The organism is Bacteroidota bacterium, assembly GCA_016722375.1.
Taxonomy (GTDB): domain Bacteria; phylum Bacteroidota; class Bacteroidia; order Chitinophagales; family LD1; genus Bog-950.
This window is the reverse complement of sequence record JADKJG010000008.1, coordinates 165445-190299: the sequence shown is the minus strand read 5'-3', so window position 1 is coordinate 190299 and position 24855 is coordinate 165445. Positions and strand designations below refer to the sequence as shown.

The window sequence follows — 24855 nt, the reverse complement described above, 5'->3', positions numbered from 1 at the left end:
GTATTGAAGGAGTTTGTGGAGGTATCGAGGATATTGCAACTACTTTAAACCTGCAAATTCAACGGTTTTAAATATTCTATACTGTTACAAACATCTGTTTCAAATCATAACCACTTGTTCATCTGTCAATTAACCGTGTCTAAGACTATTCTTGAAAATTACTAGACTGTTTCGTTGGCAGCAATAGTCTAGCTCACAATATAAACAGTCAAAATCGCGCCTGTCGTAGCCAAGCCTACAGCGGGTGCGATTTTGCATTAACAAAATGACGGTAAGGTTTATTTTTGAGCCATGCTATTTACACCCACGCAAATTGGCCCTGTTCTTCTGCGCAACCGTTCTATCCGGGCGGCTGCCTTTGAGGGGATGAGTTCCAATCATGAGGTATCAGAGGAATTGATAAACTATCATCAATCGGTAGCAGCAGGAGGTATTGGGATGACCACTGTAGCGTACGCATCAGTAGAAAAAAATGGACTTTCCTTTCCACATCAATTATGGATGCGACCGGAAATTGTGCCACAGCTTAGAAAACTGACAGATGCAGTCCATTCACAAAATGCGGCGGCCTCTATCCAAATAGGCCATTGCGGCAATATGGCGAAGCGCTCTGTTACCGGTTTGAGACCGGTTGCTCCATCTTCACGTTTCAATTTATATGCGCCGTCTTTTCCGCGTGCATTGACCAAACAGGAAATAGGAGTCGCGGCGAAATCGTTTGGTAAGGCAGTACATTTAGCTCGTGAATCGGGGTTTGATGCAGTTGAGGTTCACGCCGGACATGGTTATCTCATCAGCCAATTTCTGAGTCCCTACACTAATCATCGAAGTGATGAATTTGGAGGTTCCTTATCTAATCGAATGAAATTTCTTCAGCTCGTTATAGATGAAGTGATGGATGCTGCGGCCGGCAAAACAGCCGTGCTGGTGAAAATGAATATGCGCGATGGCTTTCAGGGTGGTATGGAGTTGGATGAGTCATTACAAGTAGCTAAGCTATTGGAAAAAGCAGGTGTACATGCCTTGGTATTGAGTAGTGGATTTGTGAGCCGCGCACCCATTCAGGTGATGCGTGGTGAAATGCCTATTGATATTCTGGCAAAGCACATGGATAACAAAGCAATGGGATGGCTGGTGCGCTTATTCGGAAGAATATTGATACCTCCGGTAGCATTCAAGGAAAATTATTTTCTGGAAGATGCCCGCCTATTTCGCAAGGCGTTGAAAATGCCGTTGGTATATGTGGGGGGGATTCTTTCTAAAGAAAATATAGAAGAGGTTTTGTCATCCGGTTTTGAAGCGGTGGCTATTGCCCGCGCGCTGATTCGCGATCCCGATTTCATCAATAAACTGTTAGCGGAAAAGCAACATCATTCCTCCTGTGATACTTGCAATTATTGTATCGCAGTGATGTACAACGGGCCTGCTCGATGTATTCAAAACTTGAAAGAACCGGTATGACAGAGAGATTGAATGGACCGGTGGCGTTAATCACCGGAGGGACTTCGGGTATTGGTCTGGCTATGGCACATCAACTGGCAGCGGCAAAATATTCGCTGCTGTTGGTCAGTAATCAGGCGAAAGAATTAGAGGCCGTGCAAGCGGTTATGCAAGAGACCTATCCGGTGAGGTGTTTAACTTTTTGTATTGATTTAGCGCTTCCTCAATCGGCACAAAAAGTTTTTGATTACAGTAGTGCACAAAATCTATCCGTCGAAGTTTTAATCAACAATGCAGGCTTTCTGATATTTTCAGAAGTGGTACAAACTGCACCCAAAAAACTGGAGGCCATCCTTCAGCTACATATGAATACACCGGCTATGATGTGTCATCTATTTGGTAGGGAAATGAAAAGAAATAAAAGAGGATTCATTATGAATGTTTCTTCGATTTCGACCGTTATGCCCTATCCGGGGATTTCACTCTATGGTCCTTCTAAAACTTTTCTTCGATATTTCACCCGGGCACTGCGAAACGAAATGAAGGTTTACGGAGTGGGTGTTACTTGCCTGATACCGGGTGCTACCAACACGCCTCTATATGACCCTAAACGAGTCAATATTTCGCTGGCGACAAGGCTGGGCATTATGCAATCGCCCGATTTTGTAGCGCGAAAGGCGATACGCGATATGTTTTGTCGCAAAGCTGAAAGTATTCCGGGGTTGCTGAACAAATTAATTGTGGCACTACTGCCCCTCGTTCCTTCTTGGGCGATTTACTTGATTCACCAGAAATCAAATCTGCTAGAAAAAGGCAGCGATACGATTTTGGAATAAATTGAGCGCGAGGATTATTTATCCGATTGCTGCTGCTTGATAAGGGCGGCAACCTGATTGAGTTGCTCAATACTCATCCCTTTTAATAATTGGTGCAGACCGCTGTTATCTTTCTTTAGTTTATGTAGTTCATGCGATTCGGGAAGATTATCGTCTTTGTTGGCCCTCCAATTCAAAAGGTCGTTTGGGGTACAGTTGAGGATTTTGCAGATAATCTCTACATGCCTCATGCGGAAAACGTAGTCTGCCTGATTTAAAATCTTAGTGGCTGATTGAGGAGAGATTCCAGCTTTTACTAAAGCAGAGTAGGGATTTTCAATTCCGCGCAGCTTAAAAACAGGTCTGAGATCAAAATAAAGCATGGTAACATTGGTTTATTGATGGAATATGGAGCTAAAATTAAGAAATATCATGTAATAAAGGAGCATCATTATCCCATATTTGAATATAACTATCCAATAAAGGCGAATCACAAAGTTATATTGGAATGAAATGATACAATAATGGAGGATGAAGGTAAAATATTAGCAAAATATCATTCAATAATGACGAATTATTATTAAATAATGAAACAATATCACGCTATAATGGAAAACGATGGTGCAATAATGGATGATGAAGGTCGAATATTGGCAAAATATTATTAAATAATGGAAAGAAATGGCACAATATTGCCAAAATATGTTGATAGCATGGCGAATTATCATCCAATATTGGAGAAATACAGAGATGATTTGATGAATCAAGCCTCCATCCTGAGTTTGGGAAATGGCCTAATCATTTTTGTAAAAAGCGAGGTAAAGGTAGCGGCCTTGATGCATCGGGGGAGAGCTATAATGAAAACGGTCTTCATATTATTAACGACCAAGTCTTTTTTCTATACTTGCTTATTGAAACCCAAGACACTTACCATTCCGTTGGATTTGCAATATCACATAAATATTAGTTTGTGAAGCAGAATTCCGATAGAGGCAGATGGTCTATTTTGACCTCCACGCTGACTTTAATAATATGTTTTATCTCAAGCTATGCTTTCTATCAATATTTGGTTCTGCTGTTTGCGGAAGGCTTGGGTTTACAAGCCAACTTCACCTTTAATGAGGTTTTCCTTCCTATGGATCCCAATGAATGGGATCAAGCCAAGGCAACGGAAGTAACCTTGTATCCTTTAGCTATCTGCTTTTTGTTGGGTACTACTATATTTTTCTTGATAAAGAACCAGCGCGAAAGTTGGGGGCGATTTCAATTAGGCGGCTTTTGGACTATGGTTTGCCTCATCAATATCCCCATATCGCAAATTTTATACGCCCCCTTAGGAGCAGGCGACACAAAGGCAGTCTTCTACTATGGATTCGCCAGATTTGCACATGAGAATCACATTTCGTTTGCATTTCAATTAATATTATCCATCATCGGAATTATTGTTGTCATGTATCTGGGCTTTCATTTATGCAAGCAGGTACTTAAATTCTCTCATTCGTATAGCTTTATTGAAAAAAGAGCGGGCAAAAACAAGATGGTGATGCGGATATACGTATTGCCCATATTGATGGCCGCTCTTCCATTGCTGTCTTTAGGAAAGGATGTCGCCACCGTCCGCTTGGCCATCATGGTTTTTGTTCTTATGATTCCGGTCATTGGCATATTTATGCGCAACGCGAGAGCTAATTATCAAGTAAACTTTAAGAAGTCGGGCACCGGTGATTCTTTTCCTATAATAGAGTTAATAGCTGCTGCCGGAATCTGGGCCTTTGTGTATATCTACCTTGCATAAATCTTAGAATAATTTGTTGTCGTTGGTTCAAATAATCAACATAGCACTTGACAAAAGTGCATCTCCATATTATATTGACTTCGGTTTTTAAATGGTTTTAGGGGTAGGGCATCTTTCCGAAGGGAGGGATGCCTCTTTTTTTTAAGATCATTCAATAAAGAAATCGAATAGCCTGAGGAATCATGCTGATTTCTAGAGGAGTATAGCCTACAAAATCTCCATCCATGTCTATCGGAATTTGTTCTGCCATTGCTTCGACCAGCACCTTTTGAGCGCTTTGATAATAGGCTTCGGGGTGATCAATTTTTTCTCCGTGCTGGATATTTGACCAATTTTTTAGATAGTCCCACAGCGAAATCTTTCCACCCAAGGCCAGAAGGAATTTTCCATCGTCCGGTTTTGCTCCGGGAGCAATACATAAACCACCCCCGATAAATTGGCCGTTTGCAATCACTAATTCCATCGCTTTTCCCTCATAGCTCCAATCATCTGCTCGTATCCGAAGCGGTTGCTTGCGATAGTGGAAAAAGGCATAGAAAATCGCATACTGGTACGTCAGAAATGCGCCAAATATTTTTGAGGAATTATCTAAGGACCGTACGATGAATCCACCTATACCGACATCCGTAATATTAACGAAGAACCGTTGTTCCTTCATTCCCTTTAAACCGGTGAAGGTAGCTTGACCTAAATCTATTTCGTGGCACCGGTCGTTGTCTATATAAGCCTTTAAAGATTCTAAGGAGCGGGTAACTCGGATGGTTCGCGAAAAGTCATTACCGGTTCCAAATGGAAGAAGACCTAGACAGATTTTTTTTCGTTGTTCCATTTGAGGTAAAGCACGCATCAGACCGTTGGCCACTTCGTTCAGCGTTCCATCTCCACCAACAGAGATCATATAATTTGCTCCCTCCATCACGGCAGTGGCAGCAAGCTCAGTAGCGTGGCCGCGATGAGTGGTAATGAAAAAATCTATTTTATAATAAGGACTAAAAACAATCCTAATCTCGTCAGAAAGTGCTTGCCTTCTTCTGATTTTTCCGTGAATAATAAAGGCAATCTTCTTCATGAGGAAAAATTATATTCTTCGCTATATTCCGTCAGGGTCATAAAGACGGGCTGCGGTTGGAACCACTATACTATATGGAAATATCTGAGCGACTATTGCTCCAGCCTTGTTCACCAAGCCTGGGATAACAAAAGCCTTATTTTTAAGCAAGCCATCCATTGCAATTTTTACTGCCGGTCCCGGTTTTTGCATAAACCTTGCATTCTTTTTCACAACTTCTTCCATCTGCGCAGGACCAAAAAAATCCGACTCAATTCCACCGGGACAAAAAGCAGTTACGTGTACTCCTTGCTTTCTTAATTCATGACGGATTCCAAGCGAGAATGAAAAGATGAATGACTTGGTAGCTGAGTATATGGTTATAAACGGAACCGGTTGGAAGGCTCCGGCACTGGACGTGTTGAGTAGATAACGCGGCTGGTTAGGATCAGAATGACGAAGGAATTCATGAGCGATTTTGATCATCGAATCCATATTCAGGTGCATCATTTCAAGCTGCTTCTCTAAAGAACCTTCATTAAACTTGCCATAGAAGCCCATTCCGGCGTTGTTGATGAGCATGTTTACTGCTAAGCCTTTCTCCTCAATCCATTCGAATACTTTTTTATGAACCGCATGATCAAGCAGGTCGGCAGCAAATGTATGCACCTGCACTCCTTGGCCTCTAACTTCTTGAGCGACCTCTTCTAACAGGTGACCGGAACGAGCTACGAGTATCAGGTTCATGCCCCTTGAGGCACACTCATGTGCAAATGCTTTTCCGATTCCTTTACTAGCTCCTGTTATTAATGTATAGTTCATTGGATTGATTGATCTGCAAAATGATTAATAGTAAATGTAAAAGTTTCAGCAAGGCTCCATGAAATGAATAGAAGAGGAACGTAGCTCATCATCTCAATTGTTTTTTAAGAGTGTGTTAAACAATTTTTCTGTTACTGTAGAGTCAACAGGCGTCTTCAAGCCCTTGTCAACGCGCGAATAGGAAATGAAACCAAAAGGATCTACTTCTTTTGTATAACCGCTAGTTAAACGACCATTAGTAAATTCGCCGCTGTATTTACTGCCGTTTTTAATCCTAAGTTCTCCATAACCGGTTCGCTGTCCCTCCAAATAACTTCCAAAAAATATCTCTCCATTTTTATTGTTGTCCAGCGATGCTCCGTTCATGAGGACATCATTTGCAAAAATACCGAGATCAAAATTTCCGTTCTGGTATTTTAGCCAGCCTATCCCACTTTTTTTCCCTTCATTGTATCCGCCGCAATATTCATAAGCTTCATTCTTGAGAATTACCGTTCCGGAAATAAATCTTCCCTCCAAAAAATTGCCATCATAATAATTGCCGTTTGAAATAAACAAGCCTATTCCCTCTGGACTTCCTCGCTTCCTAGCACCTACATATTTGGTAGTTTCTTCACTCACCTTTCTCCCTTTTAATAAAGTGGAGATATTTGTCTCGAGTTGACTTCTCAAACGACCTACTGTGGCAGAATAGTAGGCATTGTGCGCATAGAAGGTGTCTTTTGATTGTTTCAGAAGTGCATGAAATTGTTCTATTTTTTGGTTTCCTTCTTCATCCAGTTGTACCGATTCGATGATTGATGCGGATTGAGCCGGCATTATTTTTTTTACAAGCTCCTTGTGTTTTCTTATCCGAAGTTTTGAGAGCGGGTCCAAAATAACTTCTCGTCCATCCTCCGTTTTAATTTTATTAAGAATCGGATAATCACGACTTGTATCTGTAAAGGAAATCAGATAGTTATAGTGTTTTGACAGGTTGAATACGGTATCCATATTTCCAACGTCACTAAAAATTAAACCAGCCCTTGCAGGATCATATTTTACCGTCTGCGCCTTTGGGGTGTTGTCTCCGTTTTTCTCAGAGATAAATAAAATTCTTTTGCCTTGATCATGTGTCAGAGAAAAGGTGTACAGTAGTTTTTTGTTTTTGTCTAACACTTTATATACCGACATCAGAATGCCGCTGCCGATATTGTACTGTGTACGGTCGTAGTAAATTTCCTGAGGAGCAGATTTCCCATCGCTAATTTTACCGGTAAGGAAATTTTGTTCTGCTCCAATAGATAGGATAGAGAAGAGCAGAATCACAGCAAAAGATTTTTTCATCAAACCGATATTCTTTTACTCGCAATTAGTTCCGTCAATTTTCAAAAATCGTCCAACCGGAGTGTAGTAAACATAAGGAGTTGCGGTATAAATTTCATTTCCCTGAACAACCCTTATTTCAAACTTATACTTCAGGTAGCCGGAAGACATTTTCTCTACCAATATCAAATTGTTCAAGCGATTAATTTCTGACAATTTATGTATGACTATGCCACATCCAGAAATAGGTTTACCAATCAGGTCTGCCTTCACTCTGAAAGACGTCAAACTAAATTCTTTTTTAGGATCCTTACGGATAACTGCTTCAGCAATCTTGGACTCGGTTGCCGCAGAGGTAGTCGCGGTGGAAACAGGGGTGCTGACCGCGCCCGTTTCAAAGGAGACAGAATCAATTGCGGCTTTGCTGAGCATGGCCATTTCCATACTATCCTCAGATGAAGACACCTCCGAACTTGGTTCTGAAATTTTCGATGTTTCAGAAATCTGCTTTGGCCCAGATGAAAAAATATTATAGTAAGCAAACCCAGCTATCGTCACAACTGCAAAAATCATAAACAATATTATCGCTGTGCTTCGTCTGACTTGTATGTTATGGACAGGCACTTCCGGCTCTATTTTTATTCTAGGTTCCGGGATGGGAATAACTGTCGGTATATCTTGAACAGCAGCTACCGGTATGTCTTCTATTACTTTTCCCTCTTCAATTTTTTGCTGAAGTTGATCCTGGATTTCTCTTAACAGACTAATGGTTTTCTTCTTATAGTTCTCCGATTCTTCCTTGACCCTTGAAATTTCATTCTTTAAATCTGCTTCTATTCTTTCACGCTCTATCTTTTCACGTTCCAGATTTTCACGCTTCTGGCGTTGAAGTTCATCCAGTTGCCTCTTTAATTCTTCCTGTTTTAAAAATTCCGCATGAGCTTGCTCTTTCTCCTGCAACTCACGCTCAATACGTTCTTTCTCGATACGGAGGCGCTCCAATTCGCCGGACTGGTCACCCAATAAAGAAAATGCCGGGACGAAGAATGGATTCCCTGCACCACATTCCGTACAAAACCTTTTGCTTAACTCTAATTGCCCGCCACAGGTGCTACAAAACTTTCTCATAGTTTCACTTGCCCCTTAAGGTAAAATAAAAATTACTTCCGGCACCGGGAAGGCTCTCCACCCATATTTCGCCACCGTGCATGGCTACAATCTTTTTACAAATAGCTAAACCTAAACCGTTACCGGTATATTCATCCACCCGGTTCAGGCGTTCAAAGGATTCAAATATGAGTTGGTAATATTTTTTAGAAATGCCAATTCCATTATCGCGAACGCAGAAAATGACATTCCCTTCAAACTTATCAAAACCGATATCTACCACCGGCTTCTTTCCTTTTTTGCAAAACTTGATGGCATTGTCCGTCAGATAATAGAGCAGCATTTGTACCAATTCAATATCCGCATGTACTTCAGGTAATGCCGCAACGTTGATTTCTGCTTCTGTTTCTTCTACTTTCTTTTTCAATCGCTTCAATACATCTGCTGCCACGGACTTCATGGATACTTTCGACAGAGAAAAATCATGTTCATTTAGGCTAATGAATATTTTTAAATCGCTCAAGAGTTGATCCATTCGTCCGGCTGCTTCTTTCGCAAATCCGGCATACTCTGAAGCGGCTTCATATTTTTTATTATCCAGGTTATCAGACAACAACTGAACATAATTCAAAATAGTTCGCACCGGTTCCCTTAAATCATGTGAGGCAAGGTGCATAATGCTGTCATTGCTGAACTTACTTCCGTCTGTTCTACCTTTGGGTGCTAATAGATCTGCTTGGTCTGAAACGGTTTCAAACGAGAACAGCTCGTAAAACGCTCCTGATAAGTTGACCGGCTTCAAAAGATATTTAATGCGCAATGTGGCACCGCTCAACAGCCTCAGCACTCCCTCCGATTCCTTATCAGCGAAAAGAGAATGAATAGATTTGTTTTGTAACGACAAGCCCTCTGCTACGATAAATTTTTCCAAAGGCTGGCTTACTATCTCGGAAGATTTTGTTCCGAGTGTTTTAATACCTGCTTTATTGGCGAAAAGAATAATTCCCTCTTGGATCAATAAAACATTCCCTCGAGTAGAGTTTAACAGCGTTTGAAAAACATCTCCCGATAAAAGTGCCTTCTGGCTATCGCCCTCCAGCTTTTCACTTTCTATCAAGAACAGATTTGCCTTCTCATTATTCCATTCCGTTTCGCTGATGCGCAATTCGATAGATAATTGGTTGCCGGGTTTCAGCACCAACGTTTCTTCTTCTTCTAACTCGCGATAGTTCAGGTAGCCGGACAAATGATGTCTCACCGTTTCATTGCTGAGAATGCTGTATAATTTCGTGTTGGCGTAGGCGATGGAATTGTTTTCATTCAGCACCAATACTCCGGCATTAATTTTATTCAATAGTTTGAAAAGTGATTCGTCACGATTGCTGAACCGGCTGACTGCGTTATCTAGTTTTGTTTCTGTTTCGCTTACCTTCAGAATGTTTTGAATAATTTTTTGAAGGTTAAAAAGATTGAGCTTGTTCTTGACAAGATACTCCTCTGCACCGGATAGCTCTACTTGCCTAGCGGTTTCTTCGCGGTCGGTATCCGACAAAAGAATCACCGGAATATTCTGACTCTTCAGCCATTGACGGAGCGCAGAAAAATTCTTATCTCCGGTAATTTCAGAATCAAGGAGCACTACATCCGGCTTTCTATTTTTTAGATAATTCAACCCTTCTTCTACCCCTGGCGCATGGCTCAGACTGAATACATGGGCGCTGGCTTTCAGGAAACGTTGAATCTCCTGCGCACTTTGCTCACTACTGTCCAACAATAATATGTTACGCGCCTTCTCCAATTTTTCTGATTCGCACAAAATAAAGGTGAATTGATAAAGTCACCTTATTAGATTACTAACAACTTGTTGTTTCCGGTTTATGTATAGAAATTACATTCGCCGGAGTGAAAAAAACGCCCCTTTTAATCTGCCTTCTATGTTGCACCATTTTCCTGATGGCGCAAAAAACAAAGAAACCCCGCCTACTGGCAGGGCCGGTAGTGGGCGCGGTCACCAAGACTTCGGCTAAAATATGGATTGCTTACCAAGGGGAAGGTAAAAATGCGCTCATATTGGGAGACACCGCCGAAAAACGAATTTATTATCCCACGAAAGCCGAATATATCACCAACAGCGAGGGAGTGGTAGCGCTCACTATGACTTTCACCGGGCTTCAACCCGATCACCATTATAATATTCTGATCTCGATAGATGGATGGGGCGCTCATGCCAAATACGTCTTCAAGACTCCCGCAGATTCAATCGGGAAGGACTTTAATTTTTTGGTTGGTTCTTGTGTGCTGCTGAATACGGATGTCAGCCGAGGTATTTTCCCGGGATTATCCAACTGGATCTTTTATCGGATGAAAAAAAAACACAGCGATTGCGTGCTATGGCTCGGAAATACTTCCTACTATTTCTATCCCTGGCAGCACAGCAGTTATGAAGCCATGTTCAAGCGGCAGCTAAAAATCAGGAAAGTATATAACAACTTCTACCGCGATTTGCTGGCTGGTCAGGCGAACTACACCATTTGGGATGATCGCGATTATGGTCCTGATAATTCTGACAACACCTTTGCTTTGAAAGATACCTCCCTAAAAATATTCAAAGGATTCTGGCCAAATGAATATCCTGAAGGAACGCAGTTTAATGGCAACTACTATAACTTTCGTCGCTATGATACGGAGTTCTTTATGCTCGACGACCGATATTTCAGAGACCCACCCGGCGATTCTTCAGCGGCTTTTTTGGGCGAAACACAAATGATTTGGCTCAAGCACAAACTGCTATCTAGCCAAGCGACTTTGAAATGGATTTGCACCGGCTCTCAGGTATTAAACGATGACGCGAGTGATTCTTATGCCCGCTATTCCAAAGAAAGAAATGATTTGTTTGATTTCATTGTGGACAACAACATCACCGGGGTGGTATTTCTTTCGGGAGGGCAACACAGCGCAGAAATTTGCAAGCGCGAATGGAATGGCTATCCGATTTATGAATTTACCAGCGCACCACTCACCACCCTGCCGCTTCCCTGGCGGATGATTAAAGCCTATCATAACCCTTGGCGGATTAAAGGGACCGATTTCCCTTTTCGCAATTTTGGGCGAATCTCAGTTTCCGGCCCGGCAGAAGAAAGGATGATTAAAATGGAATTTCTCGGTCGGGCAGGGAAAACCCGAAAGGAGTTTCACCTATCCGAAAAAGAATTGCAGAAGAAATAAATTTGCGCTCCTCTAATGATTACCTATTACCTCATTGCCCCGCTTCTTTTTCTGCTTTCCAAACTTCCTACCAATGCTTTATATCGGCTGGCCGATGTGCTTGCTTTTTTTCTGCGGGTGGTATTTCACTATCGTCAAGAGGTGGTTTACAAGAACCTGCGCAACTCTTTTCCAAACAAATCGGAAGAAGAGATTCAGCAGATTGCTAAAGAGTCTTACACCCATCTGGCCGACCGGATTGTAGAAAACATCCGCTGTATCGGCATGTCGAGAGAAGAAGCCGACCAAAGAATTATCATCAAGAACCCAGAGGTAATTACCGACCTTTACAATCAGGGACGGCATGTGGTGATCATCGTGGGGCACATCGGCGCTTGGGAGTTCAACGTTTACAAACTGAGCGCGCTGACCAAACACGAACTTTTCGGGTTAGTGAGCCGTGTTAAGAATCCCTACTTCAACCGGATGATTCAACGCACACGCGGACGGATGGGCATGAACCTGGTTTATACGCAAGAGAGCAAAGCATTTTTTAATCGAGAGTTCACGCGCCCTTCGCTCACCACTTTTATTGCCGACCAGTCGCCCTCGAATAAATTGAAGGCCTATTGGACTACTTTTCTGAACCAGCCTACTGCATTCTTTACTGGTCCCGAAGGCTTTGCCAAACTTCGCAACGCCGCTGTTTTCTATGCTCATGAAGTGCAGATTCGTCGCGGATATTTTGAGGCTGAGTTTATACCCATTACCTATTCGCCCAATGAAACCGCTCCGAACGAAATCACCGAAAAGTTTGCGCGATTAATGGAAAAGACCATCACCCAATATCCCTCCGACTGGCTGTGGAGTCATAAAAGATGGAAGCACAAAAAAGAGGCAGTTTGATCGTTTGGGTAATTAATGTTTGGGCCTGACCCCTTTTCCCGGCCAAAGCGCCGGGAAAAGGGGTCAGGCTATCGGCTATATCTTTTTCGACTCGCATATTATTAAAGGATGAAAAAGGATGCCGCCTCTATCCTTCGCGCACCCTCCACTCCAAGCTTTGTCCAATTTCCAGAAGACAGAACAATTCATATATCTACGCGCCGTCTTTATCCCCCTTCGAGGGTTAGGCGGCTGGTTCCCTCCGCTAATCAATTCATGCCGTCCGCAACTCAATTCATGCCGTCCGAAAGTTATTTCAGGCCGTCCGCAACAAATTTCAGGCCCTCCGCAACTCATTTCATGCCGTCCGCAGCTCATTTCATGCCGTCCGCTGGAAAATATGTACTGCGCACTATACACTTTATCCTTCCCAAAACAAAAGGAAAGCCCCGTTCTGATAAAATCGGAACGGGGCTTTTCAGTTTTGTTGAAGCGTAATTTGAACTTTTAGAGTTTGCGTTGTATTTCTGTTTCTTCAAATACCTCGATGACATCGCCACCTTTGATGTCCTGATAGTCTTTGACTTGAACGCCGCAATCTAGACCACTCACTACTTCCTTCACATCATCCTTGAAGCGTTTCAATCCAGAAACGATTCCGGTGTGAATCACGATGCCATCGCGAATGATACGGACTTTGGATTTGCTGAGCACTCTTCCGTCGCGGACAAAGCATCCGGCGATGGTACCGACCTTGCTGATATGAATGGCATCTTTCACGTCGAGGTTGCCAATAACCTTTTCTTCAATCTTCGGTTCGAGGAGCCCTTCCATCGCACTCTTGATTTCGTCAATGGCTTTATAGATAACCGAGTAAAGGCGAATGTCAATGTTTTCGGTTTCCGAAATCTTCTTGGCATTTTGTGAAGGACGGACGTTAAACCCGATGACAATCGCATCGGATGCCGCAGCGAGCAACACATCTGATTCGGAGATGGCGCCCACGCCTTTGTGTATAATACGTATTTGAATTTCTTCGGTAGAAAGTTTCAGTAAGGAGTCGGCCAGCGCTTCTACCGATCCGTCCACATCACCCTTCAAGATAAGGTTCAGTTCTTTGAAGTTGCCCAGAGCCAAACGACGACCGATTTCATCGAGCGTGATGTGCTTCTTGGTGCGGATACCCGTTTCTCTTTCTATTTGTGCCCGCTTATTCGCCAGTTCCTTAGCATCTTGTTCGTTATCAAAAACCTTGAATTTCTCACCGGCCTGTGGTGCGCCACTCAAACCCAGCACCTGAATCGGCACCGATGGTCCGGCTGCTTTAACTTTAGCACCGGTATGGTCAAACATGGCTTTTATTCTTCCGTAATATGGTCCGGCCACAATAATATCACCCATTTTAAGCGTTCCGGCCTGAACCAATAAGGTGGTGGTATATCCGCGCCCTTTATCGAGTGTTGCTTCAATCACCGAGCCTATGGCCATTTTTTTCGCATTGGCCTTTAGTTCCAGCAACTCTGCCTGGATGGCAATTTTCTCCAATAGCAAATCAACATTCAATCCTTTTTTGGCAGATATTTCCTGCGACTGATAAGGCCCGCCCCATTCTTCTACCAACAAATTCATAGCCGATAATTGCTCGCGTATTTTATTGGGGTTAGCGCCGTCTTTATCAATTTTGTTGAAAGCGAATATCATCGGTACGCCTGCTGATTGAGCATGGTTGATGGCTTCTTTTGTTTGAGGCATCACGGCATCATCAGCGGCAATCACAATCACCGCGATGTCGGTTACTTTGGCTCCACGCGCCCGCATAGCGGTGAAGGCTTCGTGGCCTGGTGTATCAAGGAAAGTAATTTTCTTGTCGTCTGCTGTAGTCACTTCATAGGCACCAATGTGCTGCGTAATTCCACCGGCTTCTTTATCGGCTACTTTGGTCTTGCGGATGTAGTCCAACAAGGATGTTTTTCCGTGATCCACGTGACCCATGATGGTAACAATTGGAGCGCGGGGCAGTAAGTCTTCCGGCTTGTCGGCTTCGTCTTCTTTAAATGCAGTTTGATCCGCAGCAGAAATGAAGGAAATCTCAAAACCATGTTCAGCAGCCACTAATTCAATCACCGTGGCATCCAAACGTTGGTTGATAGAAACGATCACACCCAATCCCATACAGGTCCGGATAATCTGCACCGGTGACAAATCCATTAAACTGGCCAGTTCGGCAACCGAGGTAAACTCTGCCACCTGCAACTTGTTGTTTTCTAACCCCTGCTTTTCGGAGGCCATTTTTTCTTGGACAGATTCGCGCTTTCCGCGGCGGAACTTAGAGCGATCGCTCTTTGAAGTCTGCGCTTGGATTTTCGCCATCGTGGCCTTGATTTTATCTTCAATTTCCTTCTCGGTTATCTCAGCGGGCTGTGCCGGATCTGCTTTCTTAACTTCCCGTCTGCGCTGGAAGTCATCCACTTTTTTGTTGTACTGCGGATCAGCGGCTAATGGAGCCCGTTCCTTTTTCTTTACAAGCTTCCGCGTACGCTTTTTTGCTTCTCCGTCCTTTGCTTCGTCTTCCTTTTTCTTAGGCTTCTCTGCAAATTTAGTCAGGTCAATAATGCCTATCTGTTTAGGCCCGGTGAGTTGCTGGTACTTTGTTTCGTGCTTCTCTTCAGGTACCGGTGCCGGCTCTTCTTTTTTCTTCTTGGTTTTGGGTTCTTCAACCGGCGGCGCTTCAACAATAGGGGCGGGAACCACCACCTCTTCTACTACTTCAACCACCTCCTCGACTTTCTTTTTGCCCTTCTTCGGCTTCGCCTCCAGATCAATCTTATCAATCACTTTCGGGCCTTCCAACTTCTGCTTAACAGCTCTGATTGGCTCATCTTCTGCATGAGCGATATTGCTCTTGATAATGATTTCCTCTTCCTCCTGCTTTTGAGGGGCCACCGGTTTTTCTGTTGGCATCTGGATGGTTTCCATCGCCGGCTTTTCTACCTTGTTGGTACTGTCTGCCTGCTGCTTAATCGCCTTATCTGAACCAAACTGGCTATCCAACACCTCAATCATTTCGGGCGTTAGTTTGGTGTTCGGATTTACATTGTCAAAACCCTTTTTCTTTAGGGCTTCCATAATATTATCCGAGCTGACATTATAAATGCCTGCTGCCTTACTAAGTCGTACTACCTTTGCTTCTGCCATTTTCTATTTTTTGTGATCACATCAAAGACCATTCCCGAGGGTTGTTTTTGGTGCTTCACGGATTATTTTTTTTAAAGCATACTCCTATTCTTCATCATCCTTAAATTCGCTTTCGAGAATCTTTCTGATTTCCTTGATGGTTTCTTCTTCTAAATCAGTACGACGTACCAACTCGTCTTCGCTCAGCTGAAGAACGCTCTTGGCTGTATCGCAACCTATTTTCTTCAACTCATCAATCATCCAGCCTTCAATTTCGTCTGAAAATTCATCGAGATCAATATCGTACTCTTCAGACTCGCCTTCCTCATTTTCACGATATACGTCAATTTCAAAACCCACTAACCGACTGGCCAGTTTGATGTTGACGCCCCGCTTTCCGATGGCGAGAGAAACCTGATCGGGTTTCAGATAAACTGAAATTCTTTTCTTCTCCTGATCAATATCCAGTGAGGTGATTTTTGCCGGAGCCAGCGCGCGCTGCACCATCAACGATAAATTGTTTGTGTGGTTGATGATGTCAATATTTTCATTCTTCAGCTCGCGCACAATTCCGTGGATACGAGAACCCTTTACCCCCACACAAGCACCCACCGGGTCTATGCGGTCATCGAAAGATTCTACCACCACCTTTGCCTTCTCTCCCGGTTCCCGAACAATGTTCTTGATTACTATTAATCCATCAAAAATTTCGGGCACCTCCGCCTCCATCAATTTAGCAAGGAAGGCATTATCGGTTCTGGAAAGGATGATATAAGGAGTTCCTCCTCTTAGCTCTACTTTCTTAATTACCGTGCGAACTGTCTCTCCTTTTTTAAAGAAGTCAGTCTTGATTTGTTCAGACTTTGGCAACAATAATTCATTGCCTTCCTCATCCAGCATCAGGATTTCCTTTTTCCAGACTTGGTAAACCTCGGCAGAAATTACTTCGCCCACGCGATCTTTATACTTCCGGTAAACTTCGTCTTTCTCCAAATCGCCCACCTTAGAAGCCAGTGTCTGACGTGCGGCTAAGACAGCCCGACGGCCAAAACTTTCTAATTCAATTTTTTCATAGGTTTCCTCTCCTACTTCAAAGTCTTCCTGAAGTATTTGCGCCTCCGTAATTCCAATTTGAGTTATCGGGTTTTCCACCGCAGCATCTTCCACAATTTCGCGGCGGTGCCATATTTCTAAATCACCCTTATCGGTATTGACAATGATGTCGAAATTATCTACATCACCATATTTTTTTTTGAGTAGGGTACGAAAAACATCCTCCAACACCTTCATCATGGTGGGGCGATCAATATTTTTCATTTGCTTGAACTCGCTGAACGAGTCAATCAGTTCTAAACTGTTCATGGTTTTGATTTTTTGTTTTGAAGATTTATTGGTTTTATTATAAAATCAGAATTTGAATTGTAATACCGCTTTCTTTATTTCATCATAACTCAGCACATATTCTTTCGCTGCTTCTAAAGGCTGAACTTCTTCTTTTTTCTTCTTCTTTTTTCTTTCTCTTTCACTTCGCGCAGCCGGATGTTGTCATCAGTGACCGCTATCAGTTCCGCTTCAATACTTGTTCCATCATTCTTCACCACCTGCAAAATTCGGCCTATCCTCTTTCTATACTGCCGCGGCACTTTCAGCGGGTTGTCCATTCCTGGTGACGACACTTCCAAGATATAATTAGACGGCACTGCTCCGCTTCCATCCAAATTTTTTTCCAGAAACCGGGAAACGGTGGCGCAATCATCAATAAGTATCCCTTCATCGCTGTCAATATACACTTCAATCTTTTTGCCCATCGAAAACCTGATGTCCGTCAAGAAGAGATTTTTCTCCTCCAACAACGGCTGCAACCAGCTCTCCATCTTTGCTTTTACCTCGTCAAAATTCATGTCCAAAAAACAAGAGAGGGGACTTTCGCCCCCTCTTTCTGTTAAATACCAAGCGCAAATATATATTTTATCACGGAAACGAAAAACGAATCCGAGAATTCCATCATCAGGTTATCCCTGCTCGCTATAGTCTGTCCAATAGCCCGCCTTATAAGGATAGCGCTCGAGGTAGAGCTTCTTCACCTTTTGAAAAAGCAATTCTCGCAATTCGGCGGTGTTGCGGTTTTGAATGGCAGAAATAAAGATGCAATTATCATGAGTCCTGCTCATCCAGCTATCCTTCAATTCGTCCAACAGACTTTTCTTGATTTCTTCGGGCAGATACTCATCAAATTTTTTCTGTTCATACAAATCCATTTTATTGAAAATGATGATGACCGGTTTGTCTTCACATTTCAACTCTTTCAAAATCTCATTCACTACGTTCATCTGATCTTCAAAAGCAGGGTGAGATATATCCACTACATGCAGCAGAATATCCGCCTCGATGGCTTCATCCAAGGTGGACTTGAAACTCTCTACCAAATGGTGAGGCAGTTTGCGGATAAAACCCACCGTGTCGCTTAATAAAAATGGAATAGCATTGAAGGTTACTTTGCGAACAGTGGTATCCAGCGTGGCGAAGAGTTTGTTCTCGGCAAATACATTTTCTTTTGCCAGCGTATTCATCAGCGTAGATTTCCCTACGTTGGTATATCCTACCAAAGCCACTCGAATCATATTTCCCCGGCTCTTCCGTCGAACTACGTTCTGCTTGTCAATTTCTTTGAGTTTTTCCTTTAGTTGACCGATTTTCTTCTCTGCCACCCGCCGGTCGGTTTCTATTTCCTTCTCCCCTGCTCCTCCCCGCGTACCGGTACCTCCCCTTTGTCGTTCCAAGTGCGTCCACATCCCCTTCAACCGTGGCAGCATATATTGAAGATTGGCCAGTTCCACTTGGGTTTTCGCCTGCACAGTTCTGGCTCGGTTGCCAAAAATATCCAGAATCAACATGCTGCGGTCCAGCACTTTCTTTTTTATGATTTGCTCAATGTTGCGCTGTTGCGAAGGCGAGATTTCATCGTCAATAATCACTAAATCCACTTCTTTGGCCTCTACATAAGCCCTCACCTCCTCCAGCTTTCCCTTTCCTAAATATGACTTGGTATCGGGATGAGGCAATCTCTGAGTAAATCGCTTCAGGGTCTTCACACCGTCGGTCAGCGCCAGAAACTCCAGTTCATCCAAATATTCAGTAGTCTGTTCCTCGGTCTGATCTTTAGAAATCAGCCCTATCAGCACCGCTGTTTCTTCATGGACAATGGTATTGTCCACCTTAAATTTTACTTTTTCGTCTTTACCCATTGGGGCGGCAAAAATAGAAATCCTAAGGGGCTGGGCGAAGGGGATTTGTGATTACGTACAAAAGTCGTTACAAAGTATTGCTCCTCTATTTTTGGGTTGATTATAAATTACGAAGAACTACAATATTCTATTCGCCCTCCTTCAATAAGCAGCAACAGGCTCACCAATTCTTGCGAGAAGTTTGACTATTCGTGCGGCAAACTTCCCTATTTTCGTGGTGAATTGTCCTATTTCTCTAACAGACTTCCCTATTTTCACGGCAGAATGTCCTATTTCCATCGTCAAATTACCTATTTCCGTGACGGACTTCCCTATTTCTGCGACGGACTTAGGTATTTCTGCCGCAGACTTCCCTCATTTCATGACAGACTTCCCTATTTCTGTCACGGACTTGCCTCATTCCGTCACGGTTTTGCCTCATTCTGCGACAGAATGAGTCTGGGAATCTTTGAAAAACATGATAATTAACAAAAAAACAATGAAAAATGGCATATTATAGCTATTTATCATAATGTTTTGGGGGAAATCGGAAAGAGGTAAAATAGTTCATGCACCTTCCGTTTATCCATAATATATGTTTGGCATAAGATAAGAGAAATAAGAAAGTTGGTTATAACCGATTGTGTCTGAGCGAAAAGTAAAGTTGAATCCATAAAAAAGGAGGCAGCTAACCTTCTGCCTCCTTCTTACCTAATATACAAGCCGAAACGACTTCGGTTTTTAGTTTTCGAGTACTATCAGCTTTAATTGTTTCGAATACGGGCCGGATGTTACTGTCAGAAAATAGGTCCCTGAAGCTAATTGGTTCGTCAAGGGCATGAAGTTCTTTCCAACACTCAAGCGAGTTTCTAAAGACTGTATCATTTTACCTGTCAAATCCCAAATTGAAATTCGGGCGCTGGCTTCCACCTCAGCATTCATCAACAAAGTTGCATTAGAGACAAAGGGATTCGGCATCACTATGATTGAAAACTTTTCCTTGTTCGCAATCTCTATGCCACTTATCAAGCCTGCATCAGCAACTACTTCAGCGCCTGATTCTGCATTGCTGTTTTCTTCATCCGTTTTCATGGCGCAAGAAGTTACAGTTATGGGCAAGGTTCTTGTGCTGCTAACACCGCAACCGTTGTATCCCTGCACGGTAACATTGCCGCTGCTATTCCCTATTAGAACAGATACAGCAGTCGTTCCAAGTCCGGATTGAATCACACTCCCCGCGGGGACTTTCCATGAATAGGCAATGGTGCCGTTCACTGGTGCAATGCTGAATAGTTGTGTGCTTCCGATGCACATAGGCGAAGCGGCGGCAGTAATGAGTCCGGGAGTAGCAGGCTTGGAACTTAACGCAAGGCTTCTGTTAGCACTGGTGCCGCAACCGTTCGAGGCGTTGACATAGAGCGTGCCCGAAACAAAAGCAGCGCTTAAATCGAGGAGCATGGAATTTGTTCCTTGACCGTTGGTGACAGAGGTGCCCACCGGTGCTATCCAGTTATACGTCATGCCATTCACGGCGGTCACAGAATAGGCAGCGGTGACATTGCAGTTGCCTGCAGCATTACCGGTAATAGCCGATGGCACAGCCGGTCTGCTGCGACTGATAGTGACTGTTCTGGTTGCGCCTGACCCGCAATCGTTCACGGCTTTTACAGCCAAAGGACTATTTGCCACAAATCCTACACCATAGGTAACCTGAACCAAATTAGAACCCTGACCCGAAGTGATACTTGCCCCTACCGGTGCAGTCCAACTGTAAGATGTTGTATTTGCTAAAAGCGGAACGCTGTAATTAATCACATCGCCGGGACAGGCTTTGGTGATGCCGCTGATGGTGCTGAGCGAACCGGGTAGAGCAGTTCCCACCGATAGTGTGCGGATGCTGCTGTTGCCACAGCCGCTCATTGCCTGCACATAAAGTGTGGAAGTGGTGAAGGCAGCATTGAACGTTACATGGATACTCGTTGTTCCCTGTCCGCTGATTAGATTGACGTTAGCAGGAATGTTCCATTTGTAAGATATGGCACCTTCAACCGGAGCAATAGAATAGATAGCCTCATTCAATGTCCCCCTATAAGAACAAGCGTTGGTTGGCCCAGAGATAGGTGAAGGCAAGGCTGGTACAGATTTGGTAATTGCCAGACTTTGCTGAACCGGTGCGCCGCATGTGCTACTAACATCCACTTTCACACTACCCGAAACAAAGGAAGATGGATATTTAAAGGAGATAGTATTAGTACCTTGACCGGTGAACAAAGTAGAACCGGTTGGAATAGTCCATACATAACCGGAAGCATTATTTGCAGCAACGGAGTAAACGGCCAGACCACCGGTAGCACCCATATACGGACAGGCATTCGTCGGCCCGGTGACAGACCCAACGGTAAAGTTACAACCACCGGTCACCGTAATGACGGTTTGCGCAGCGTTGCTACATCCGTTGCCGTTTGTATAAGAATAGCTTATAGGAAAGGAACCTGCACCCGAAACCGTGGGGTCGAAAGCATTACCACCGACTACTCCGGTTCCACTAAAAGTACCTCCAGCAGGAGTTCCGGTTAAAGGAAATGCCGGAGCAGTAGAAAGGACAGTCGGATAAGATCCTGCATCAACAACCGGAATAGGATTGACGATAACAGCAATATGATTAGAAGCAACACTGCCGCATGAATTGGAATTAGTGACGAAATAATCTCCAGCGCTTGCTACTAATAAGGTAGCTGTATTACTCCCTCCAACGCTCCATATTCCACCATTTGAATTGCCACTTATAAAAACACTCCCGCCATCACAGAAGGAGGTTGGCCCTCCAGCAGAAATAACAGAAGGCACTGGTGGCTGAACCACAGTAACTAATTGAGAAGCTGTGCCTGAGCATCCTACACCATTATTAACGGTAACTGAATAATTTCCGGAAGAATAAACCGGGATACTAGCAGTGGTAGCTCCGGTGGACCACAAATAGCTGGTGCCAGATGAAGCAGTCAGATAAACCGCCCCACCCTGACAGAGGGTGGTGGAGCCGGTTGGCGTAATCGTTGGCGAGAATGAATTGGATATGGTAATATTGATTGGGTTGGAAGTAACCGGTCCACAGTCAGGATTGGGAGTCCGGATGGCAGGAAAATTTACCTGCCAGTTGTTCAAAGTCCCCAAATTATTCTGCACAGCATCAATGATGTGCAATTTCCATTGGCCATTTGGATTAATCACTCCGTTCCCCAATTTTGCAAAACTGGTTTTGTCCATAGTGATGGCACAAATGGTAAATGTCGTTGGCCTTGTTTTATAAACACCGGTATAGGGAGCACCGCTTGTACCTATGCTATCTGTTCCTGCATCGGAAAATATCGTATTGGTAAAATTAGCACCGGATCCTCCGCTGAGTAAGGTGAGACCTATCTTTTCACCAGCAGGAGACTCCAGATACATGATCAATTCTCCATCTGCCGGGTGTGTGATATTTACTGTAATAGTGATCTGCGACGGATCTATAGCTGTTGGCATACCACTGGCAATAATGGTATCAACGGTGTGGTTACAATTTCGCTCAATAATATTTACTGGCGCAGCATTGTGAAATGAAGTCGGCGGAATAGTATTGCCCGATATTACCGCGGTATAACTACCCGACTGTGTGGCCAGATAAGTGGGGGATGTCGCGCCATTGACTGGCAAGCCATTCTTGTTCCATTGCAAATTATACCCGGGGCTCGATGAAGATGATAACAAAACACTGGTACAACTACTGGTTGCAGGTGAAGAAATACCGACCTGTGCACTGGTCACCGTAAGAGCCGTTGAGGCAGAGGTAAAAATATTCCCGCAGACATTTGTACTCACTGAATAATTGCCTGCTTGTGTAGCAGCGTATGAAGAACCGGTTGCCCCAAAGATATTTACACCATTCAACTTCCACTGATAGTTATAATTTGTATTTGCATTCAACGTAAAAGACGAATTGGAACAAAACACAGTCAGCCAACCATTATAAGAAATGGTAGGGTTGTTACCCTCGTTCGGACCACCAACACCCACAGCATACCAAGCAGCGACAGTAGCTGCCGCTTCGGGAGAACAGACACCATACAGATCTTCTGCAGAAAGAACCGAATAAAACCGTGCATCAGCATATTTCGAGTTACTGGTCAGATAGACGGTTAGGGTTCGGAAAGCAATATTAGCGGCCTTCTCCATGCCAATACCGCTCACAGAATAAACACTCCCCTTATCGTTGGTGCCGTTCCCTCCCTGACACAACAAATAATACCAATGATTAAGCACTCCGAGGTTGGTGTGTGCGCCAAAACTGTCCAAGCTGTCATTCTTCCAATAGGTGCCCAGATAAGTATCCGGTTGGAAGTATGTTTTCGGATTGCTTAAACTTCTGAAAGGAGTGCCGACATCTTCGGCAATCGTCCAATCGGCTTTGGATGGCGTCGCATAAAATTCTATGGTAGTACCAAAAATATCACTAAACCCCTCATTCAATGCCCCGCTTTCGCGCGAAGAATTACTAAGTTTAGCAGTAAAGCTCGTCAAACCGTGGGTAATCTCATGTCCGACAATGTCAAGAGCGGTTAGGGGTGCATAGCCGTTTCCCCCATCGCCATAAGTCATGCGGTTGCCATCCCAAAAGGCATTGATATTATTGAGATGCGAAAGGTGTGTAAGATCTGCATGTACATAGTTGAACAATTTAAACCCAGCGTTATTGATACTGTTTCTTTGGAAGGTGTTAAAATAATAGTCATAGGTTTTTTCCGCGCCGAAATGAGCATCAGTAGCACACTGATCTTTGGCAGCATTGATATTATTCCAGATGTTATCAGCGTCTGTAAAATCAACAGCCGCAGCATAATTGTAGCCGCCCGCCATGTTATAAGTCTCCACTCCCAAGCCACGGCCGGTTTCGCGAAGCCGATATGAACCATTGAAAGCATCTGCCGTAATGGGTTGTGTGCCGCTGTAGGCAGTGAAAGCGGTGCCGGTCGCGTTCACATCTTGTATCTGGTCTTCAGAACTAAGCACTTCACCCGTCTCAGCATCCACCAAAACGAATTTTCTCGAAAGCGGCTCTTGTGAGTAGATGTCAAAACGATAGGCTAATTTATATTGACCAGCAGCATCTTTCGCATACATCAATTCACTTTTTGGAAAAAAGCTGGCTTTTTTGCCTTGCTCTCTTTGTATAAAAGCCTCTTCCTCGGGGTGTTCCCATTTGTATGACTTAGCTCCTACAAATTTCAGGGCGCTTTTTAAGAGCACGGCTTCCGACAATCGGCTCTTGACTTCTGAAGGAACCGAGACCACCGTCTCGCCATTAAAACTCTCTACAAGCCCTTGCTTAACGTGAGCTATAAGCATGGTTCCCGCTATAGGAATGTTTAAAAAAGTCTGCGTAAACCGAAAATGGGTAAACCCCATACCATCTTTATCAGCCACGGTTTGAAGTAGACCAAAGCCTACAGCTAGACCATATTTCTGCCGGAGCCATTTATCAAAGCCTTCAATGGGTGGTTTTACTCCCTCTTTAAAGCTGACGTAGGATGGAATGACTGCCGATAAAGATATATTAGAGGTAGGAGGATTTAAAGCTTTTGAGGAACTTTGTGCGTAGCCATAGGCGGAAAAAAGAATAGAAAACAAGGCGATCAGCAAACAAGAGTGGGGTTGGATGGAGTAGTATGATTTTTTCATGGTTTGGTTTTTTTCGTGAACTAATTTGAAGTATAGAAGGCATAAAGCATACCAACGTTGCCAAATCAAAGGTTTTTCGGTACCAACTTCTTACCTATTCAGGTTAAACAAAATATCTACTTTCAATGCGGTGTTCATTTATAATTGTTTTAACTTGTCTTATCTGGGAACTACTCGCTAATCTCACAAAAATCAAAAATTACTCATTCAGCAATATCCTCGTATAGAATTTCTGCAACTCGAAAGGATGCTGTCACCAGATGACAGTACTCAAATTCCATTTTAATGGAGCCTCCTTTGTACAGCTAATGGGACACATTT

Annotated in this window: 18 protein-coding genes; 7 read left to right on the top strand and 11 right to left on the bottom strand. The window is 43.6% G+C overall.

The genetic code is table 11. The annotated features are described in order from the left end of the window. The first annotated feature begins 291 nt into the window (after positions 1 to 291). Both IPP77_13025 and IPP77_13020 read left to right on the top strand, forming a co-directional pair. Positions 292 to 1461: an NADH:flavin oxidoreductase gene (locus IPP77_13025; GenBank protein MBL0310552.1), complete on the top strand. Its 1170-nt coding sequence runs from the start codon at positions 292 to 294 to the stop codon at positions 1459 to 1461. Then, positions 1458 to 2276: an SDR family NAD(P)-dependent oxidoreductase gene (locus IPP77_13020; GenBank protein ID MBL0310551.1), complete on the top strand. Its 819-nt coding sequence runs from the start codon at positions 1458 to 1460 to the stop codon at positions 2274 to 2276. Before IPP77_13025 ends, IPP77_13020 begins: the two co-directional genes overlap by 4 nt. 14 nt (positions 2277 to 2290) lie before the next feature. Here the strand turns inward: IPP77_13020 and IPP77_13015 are convergent, their stop codons facing one another. Then, positions 2291 to 2638 (bottom strand): helix-turn-helix transcriptional regulator, encoded by a 348-nt coding sequence (locus IPP77_13015; GenBank protein ID MBL0310550.1) that lies wholly within the window; start codon positions 2636 to 2638, stop codon positions 2291 to 2293. 330 nt (positions 2639 to 2968) lie between these two features. Here IPP77_13015 and IPP77_13010 point away from each other — a divergent pair, with 330 nt between their 5' ends. Further along, a complete protein-coding gene (locus IPP77_13010; protein MBL0310549.1) occupies positions 2969 to 3229 on the top strand; it encodes a hypothetical protein in 261 nt (86 codons plus the stop codon). Then, the gene (locus IPP77_13005) at positions 3226 to 4050 is read left to right on the top strand and encodes a hypothetical protein (protein MBL0310548.1); all 825 of its coding nucleotides are present in this window, start codon (positions 3226 to 3228) and stop codon (positions 4048 to 4050) included. The genes IPP77_13010 and IPP77_13005 overlap by 4 nt, the downstream gene beginning before the upstream one ends. 151 nt (positions 4051 to 4201) lie before the next feature. On the opposite strand, the gene IPP77_13000 is transcribed toward IPP77_13005, so the two are convergent. The 5 genes from IPP77_13000 to IPP77_12980 all read right to left on the bottom strand — a co-directional run bounded on the left by IPP77_13000 (position 4202) and on the right by IPP77_12980 (position 10148). Further along, a complete protein-coding gene (locus IPP77_13000) occupies positions 4202 to 5119 on the bottom strand; it encodes a diacylglycerol kinase family lipid kinase (GenBank protein MBL0310547.1) in 918 nt (305 codons plus the stop codon). Positions 5120 to 5140: 21 nt separating this feature from the next. Continuing rightward, positions 5141 to 5920: an SDR family oxidoreductase gene (locus tag IPP77_12995; protein ID MBL0310546.1), complete on the bottom strand. Its 780-nt coding sequence runs from the start codon at positions 5918 to 5920 to the stop codon at positions 5141 to 5143. 93 nt (positions 5921 to 6013) lie between these two features. Continuing rightward, positions 6014 to 7246: a hypothetical protein gene (locus tag IPP77_12990; GenBank protein MBL0310545.1), complete on the bottom strand. Its 1233-nt coding sequence runs from the start codon at positions 7244 to 7246 to the stop codon at positions 6014 to 6016. Positions 7247 to 7261: 15 nt separating this feature from the next. Next, on the bottom strand, positions 7262 to 8353 hold the full coding sequence (locus IPP77_12985; protein ID MBL0310544.1) for a hypothetical protein: 1092 nt from the start codon (positions 8351 to 8353) through the stop codon (positions 7262 to 7264). A gap of 4 nt (positions 8354 to 8357) precedes the next feature. Further along, entirely contained in the window at positions 8358 to 10148 is a 1791-nt protein-coding gene (locus IPP77_12980) for a response regulator (protein MBL0310543.1), read from the bottom strand. A gap of 137 nt (positions 10149 to 10285) precedes the next feature. On the opposite strand from IPP77_12980, the gene IPP77_12975 reads away from it, so the two are divergent. Both IPP77_12975 and IPP77_12970 read left to right on the top strand, forming a co-directional pair. Beyond that, positions 10286 to 11557 (top strand): alkaline phosphatase family protein, encoded by a 1272-nt coding sequence (locus tag IPP77_12975; GenBank protein MBL0310542.1) that lies wholly within the window; start codon positions 10286 to 10288, stop codon positions 11555 to 11557. A 15-nt stretch (positions 11558 to 11572) separates the two neighbouring features. Continuing rightward, the gene (locus IPP77_12970; GenBank protein MBL0310541.1) at positions 11573 to 12442 is read left to right on the top strand and encodes a lysophospholipid acyltransferase family protein; all 870 of its coding nucleotides are present in this window, start codon (positions 11573 to 11575) and stop codon (positions 12440 to 12442) included. Between the two features lie 486 nt (positions 12443 to 12928). On the opposite strand, the gene infB is transcribed toward IPP77_12970, so the two are convergent. The 4 genes from infB to hflX all read right to left on the bottom strand — a co-directional run bounded on the left by infB (position 12929) and on the right by hflX (position 18840). After that, positions 12929 to 15616: a translation initiation factor IF-2 gene (gene infB / locus IPP77_12965; protein ID MBL0310540.1), complete on the bottom strand. Its 2688-nt coding sequence runs from the start codon at positions 15614 to 15616 to the stop codon at positions 12929 to 12931. A gap of 84 nt (positions 15617 to 15700) precedes the next feature. Further along, positions 15701 to 16957, bottom strand: coding sequence for a transcription termination/antitermination protein NusA (nusA, locus tag IPP77_12960; GenBank protein MBL0310539.1), 1257 nt, complete (start codon positions 16955 to 16957; stop codon positions 15701 to 15703). A gap of 113 nt (positions 16958 to 17070) precedes the next feature. Next, positions 17071 to 17469, bottom strand: coding sequence for a hypothetical protein (locus IPP77_12955; GenBank protein MBL0310538.1), 399 nt, complete (start codon positions 17467 to 17469; stop codon positions 17071 to 17073). A gap of 138 nt (positions 17470 to 17607) precedes the next feature. Then, complete coding sequence (hflX, locus tag IPP77_12950; protein MBL0310537.1) at positions 17608 to 18840, bottom strand: GTPase HflX; 1233 nt, start codon at positions 18838 to 18840, stop codon at positions 17608 to 17610. 181 nt (positions 18841 to 19021) lie between these two features. Here hflX and IPP77_12945 point away from each other — a divergent pair, with 181 nt between their 5' ends. Beyond that, complete coding sequence (locus IPP77_12945; GenBank protein MBL0310536.1) at positions 19022 to 19276, top strand: hypothetical protein; 255 nt, start codon at positions 19022 to 19024, stop codon at positions 19274 to 19276. Between the two features lie 284 nt (positions 19277 to 19560). Here IPP77_12945 and IPP77_12940 read toward each other — a convergent pair whose 3' ends face one another. Beyond that, positions 19561 to 24534, bottom strand: a complete 4974-nt coding sequence (locus IPP77_12940) for a M4 family metallopeptidase (GenBank protein MBL0310535.1) — start codon at positions 24532 to 24534, stop codon at positions 19561 to 19563. Positions 24535 to 24855: the final 321 nt, after the last annotated feature.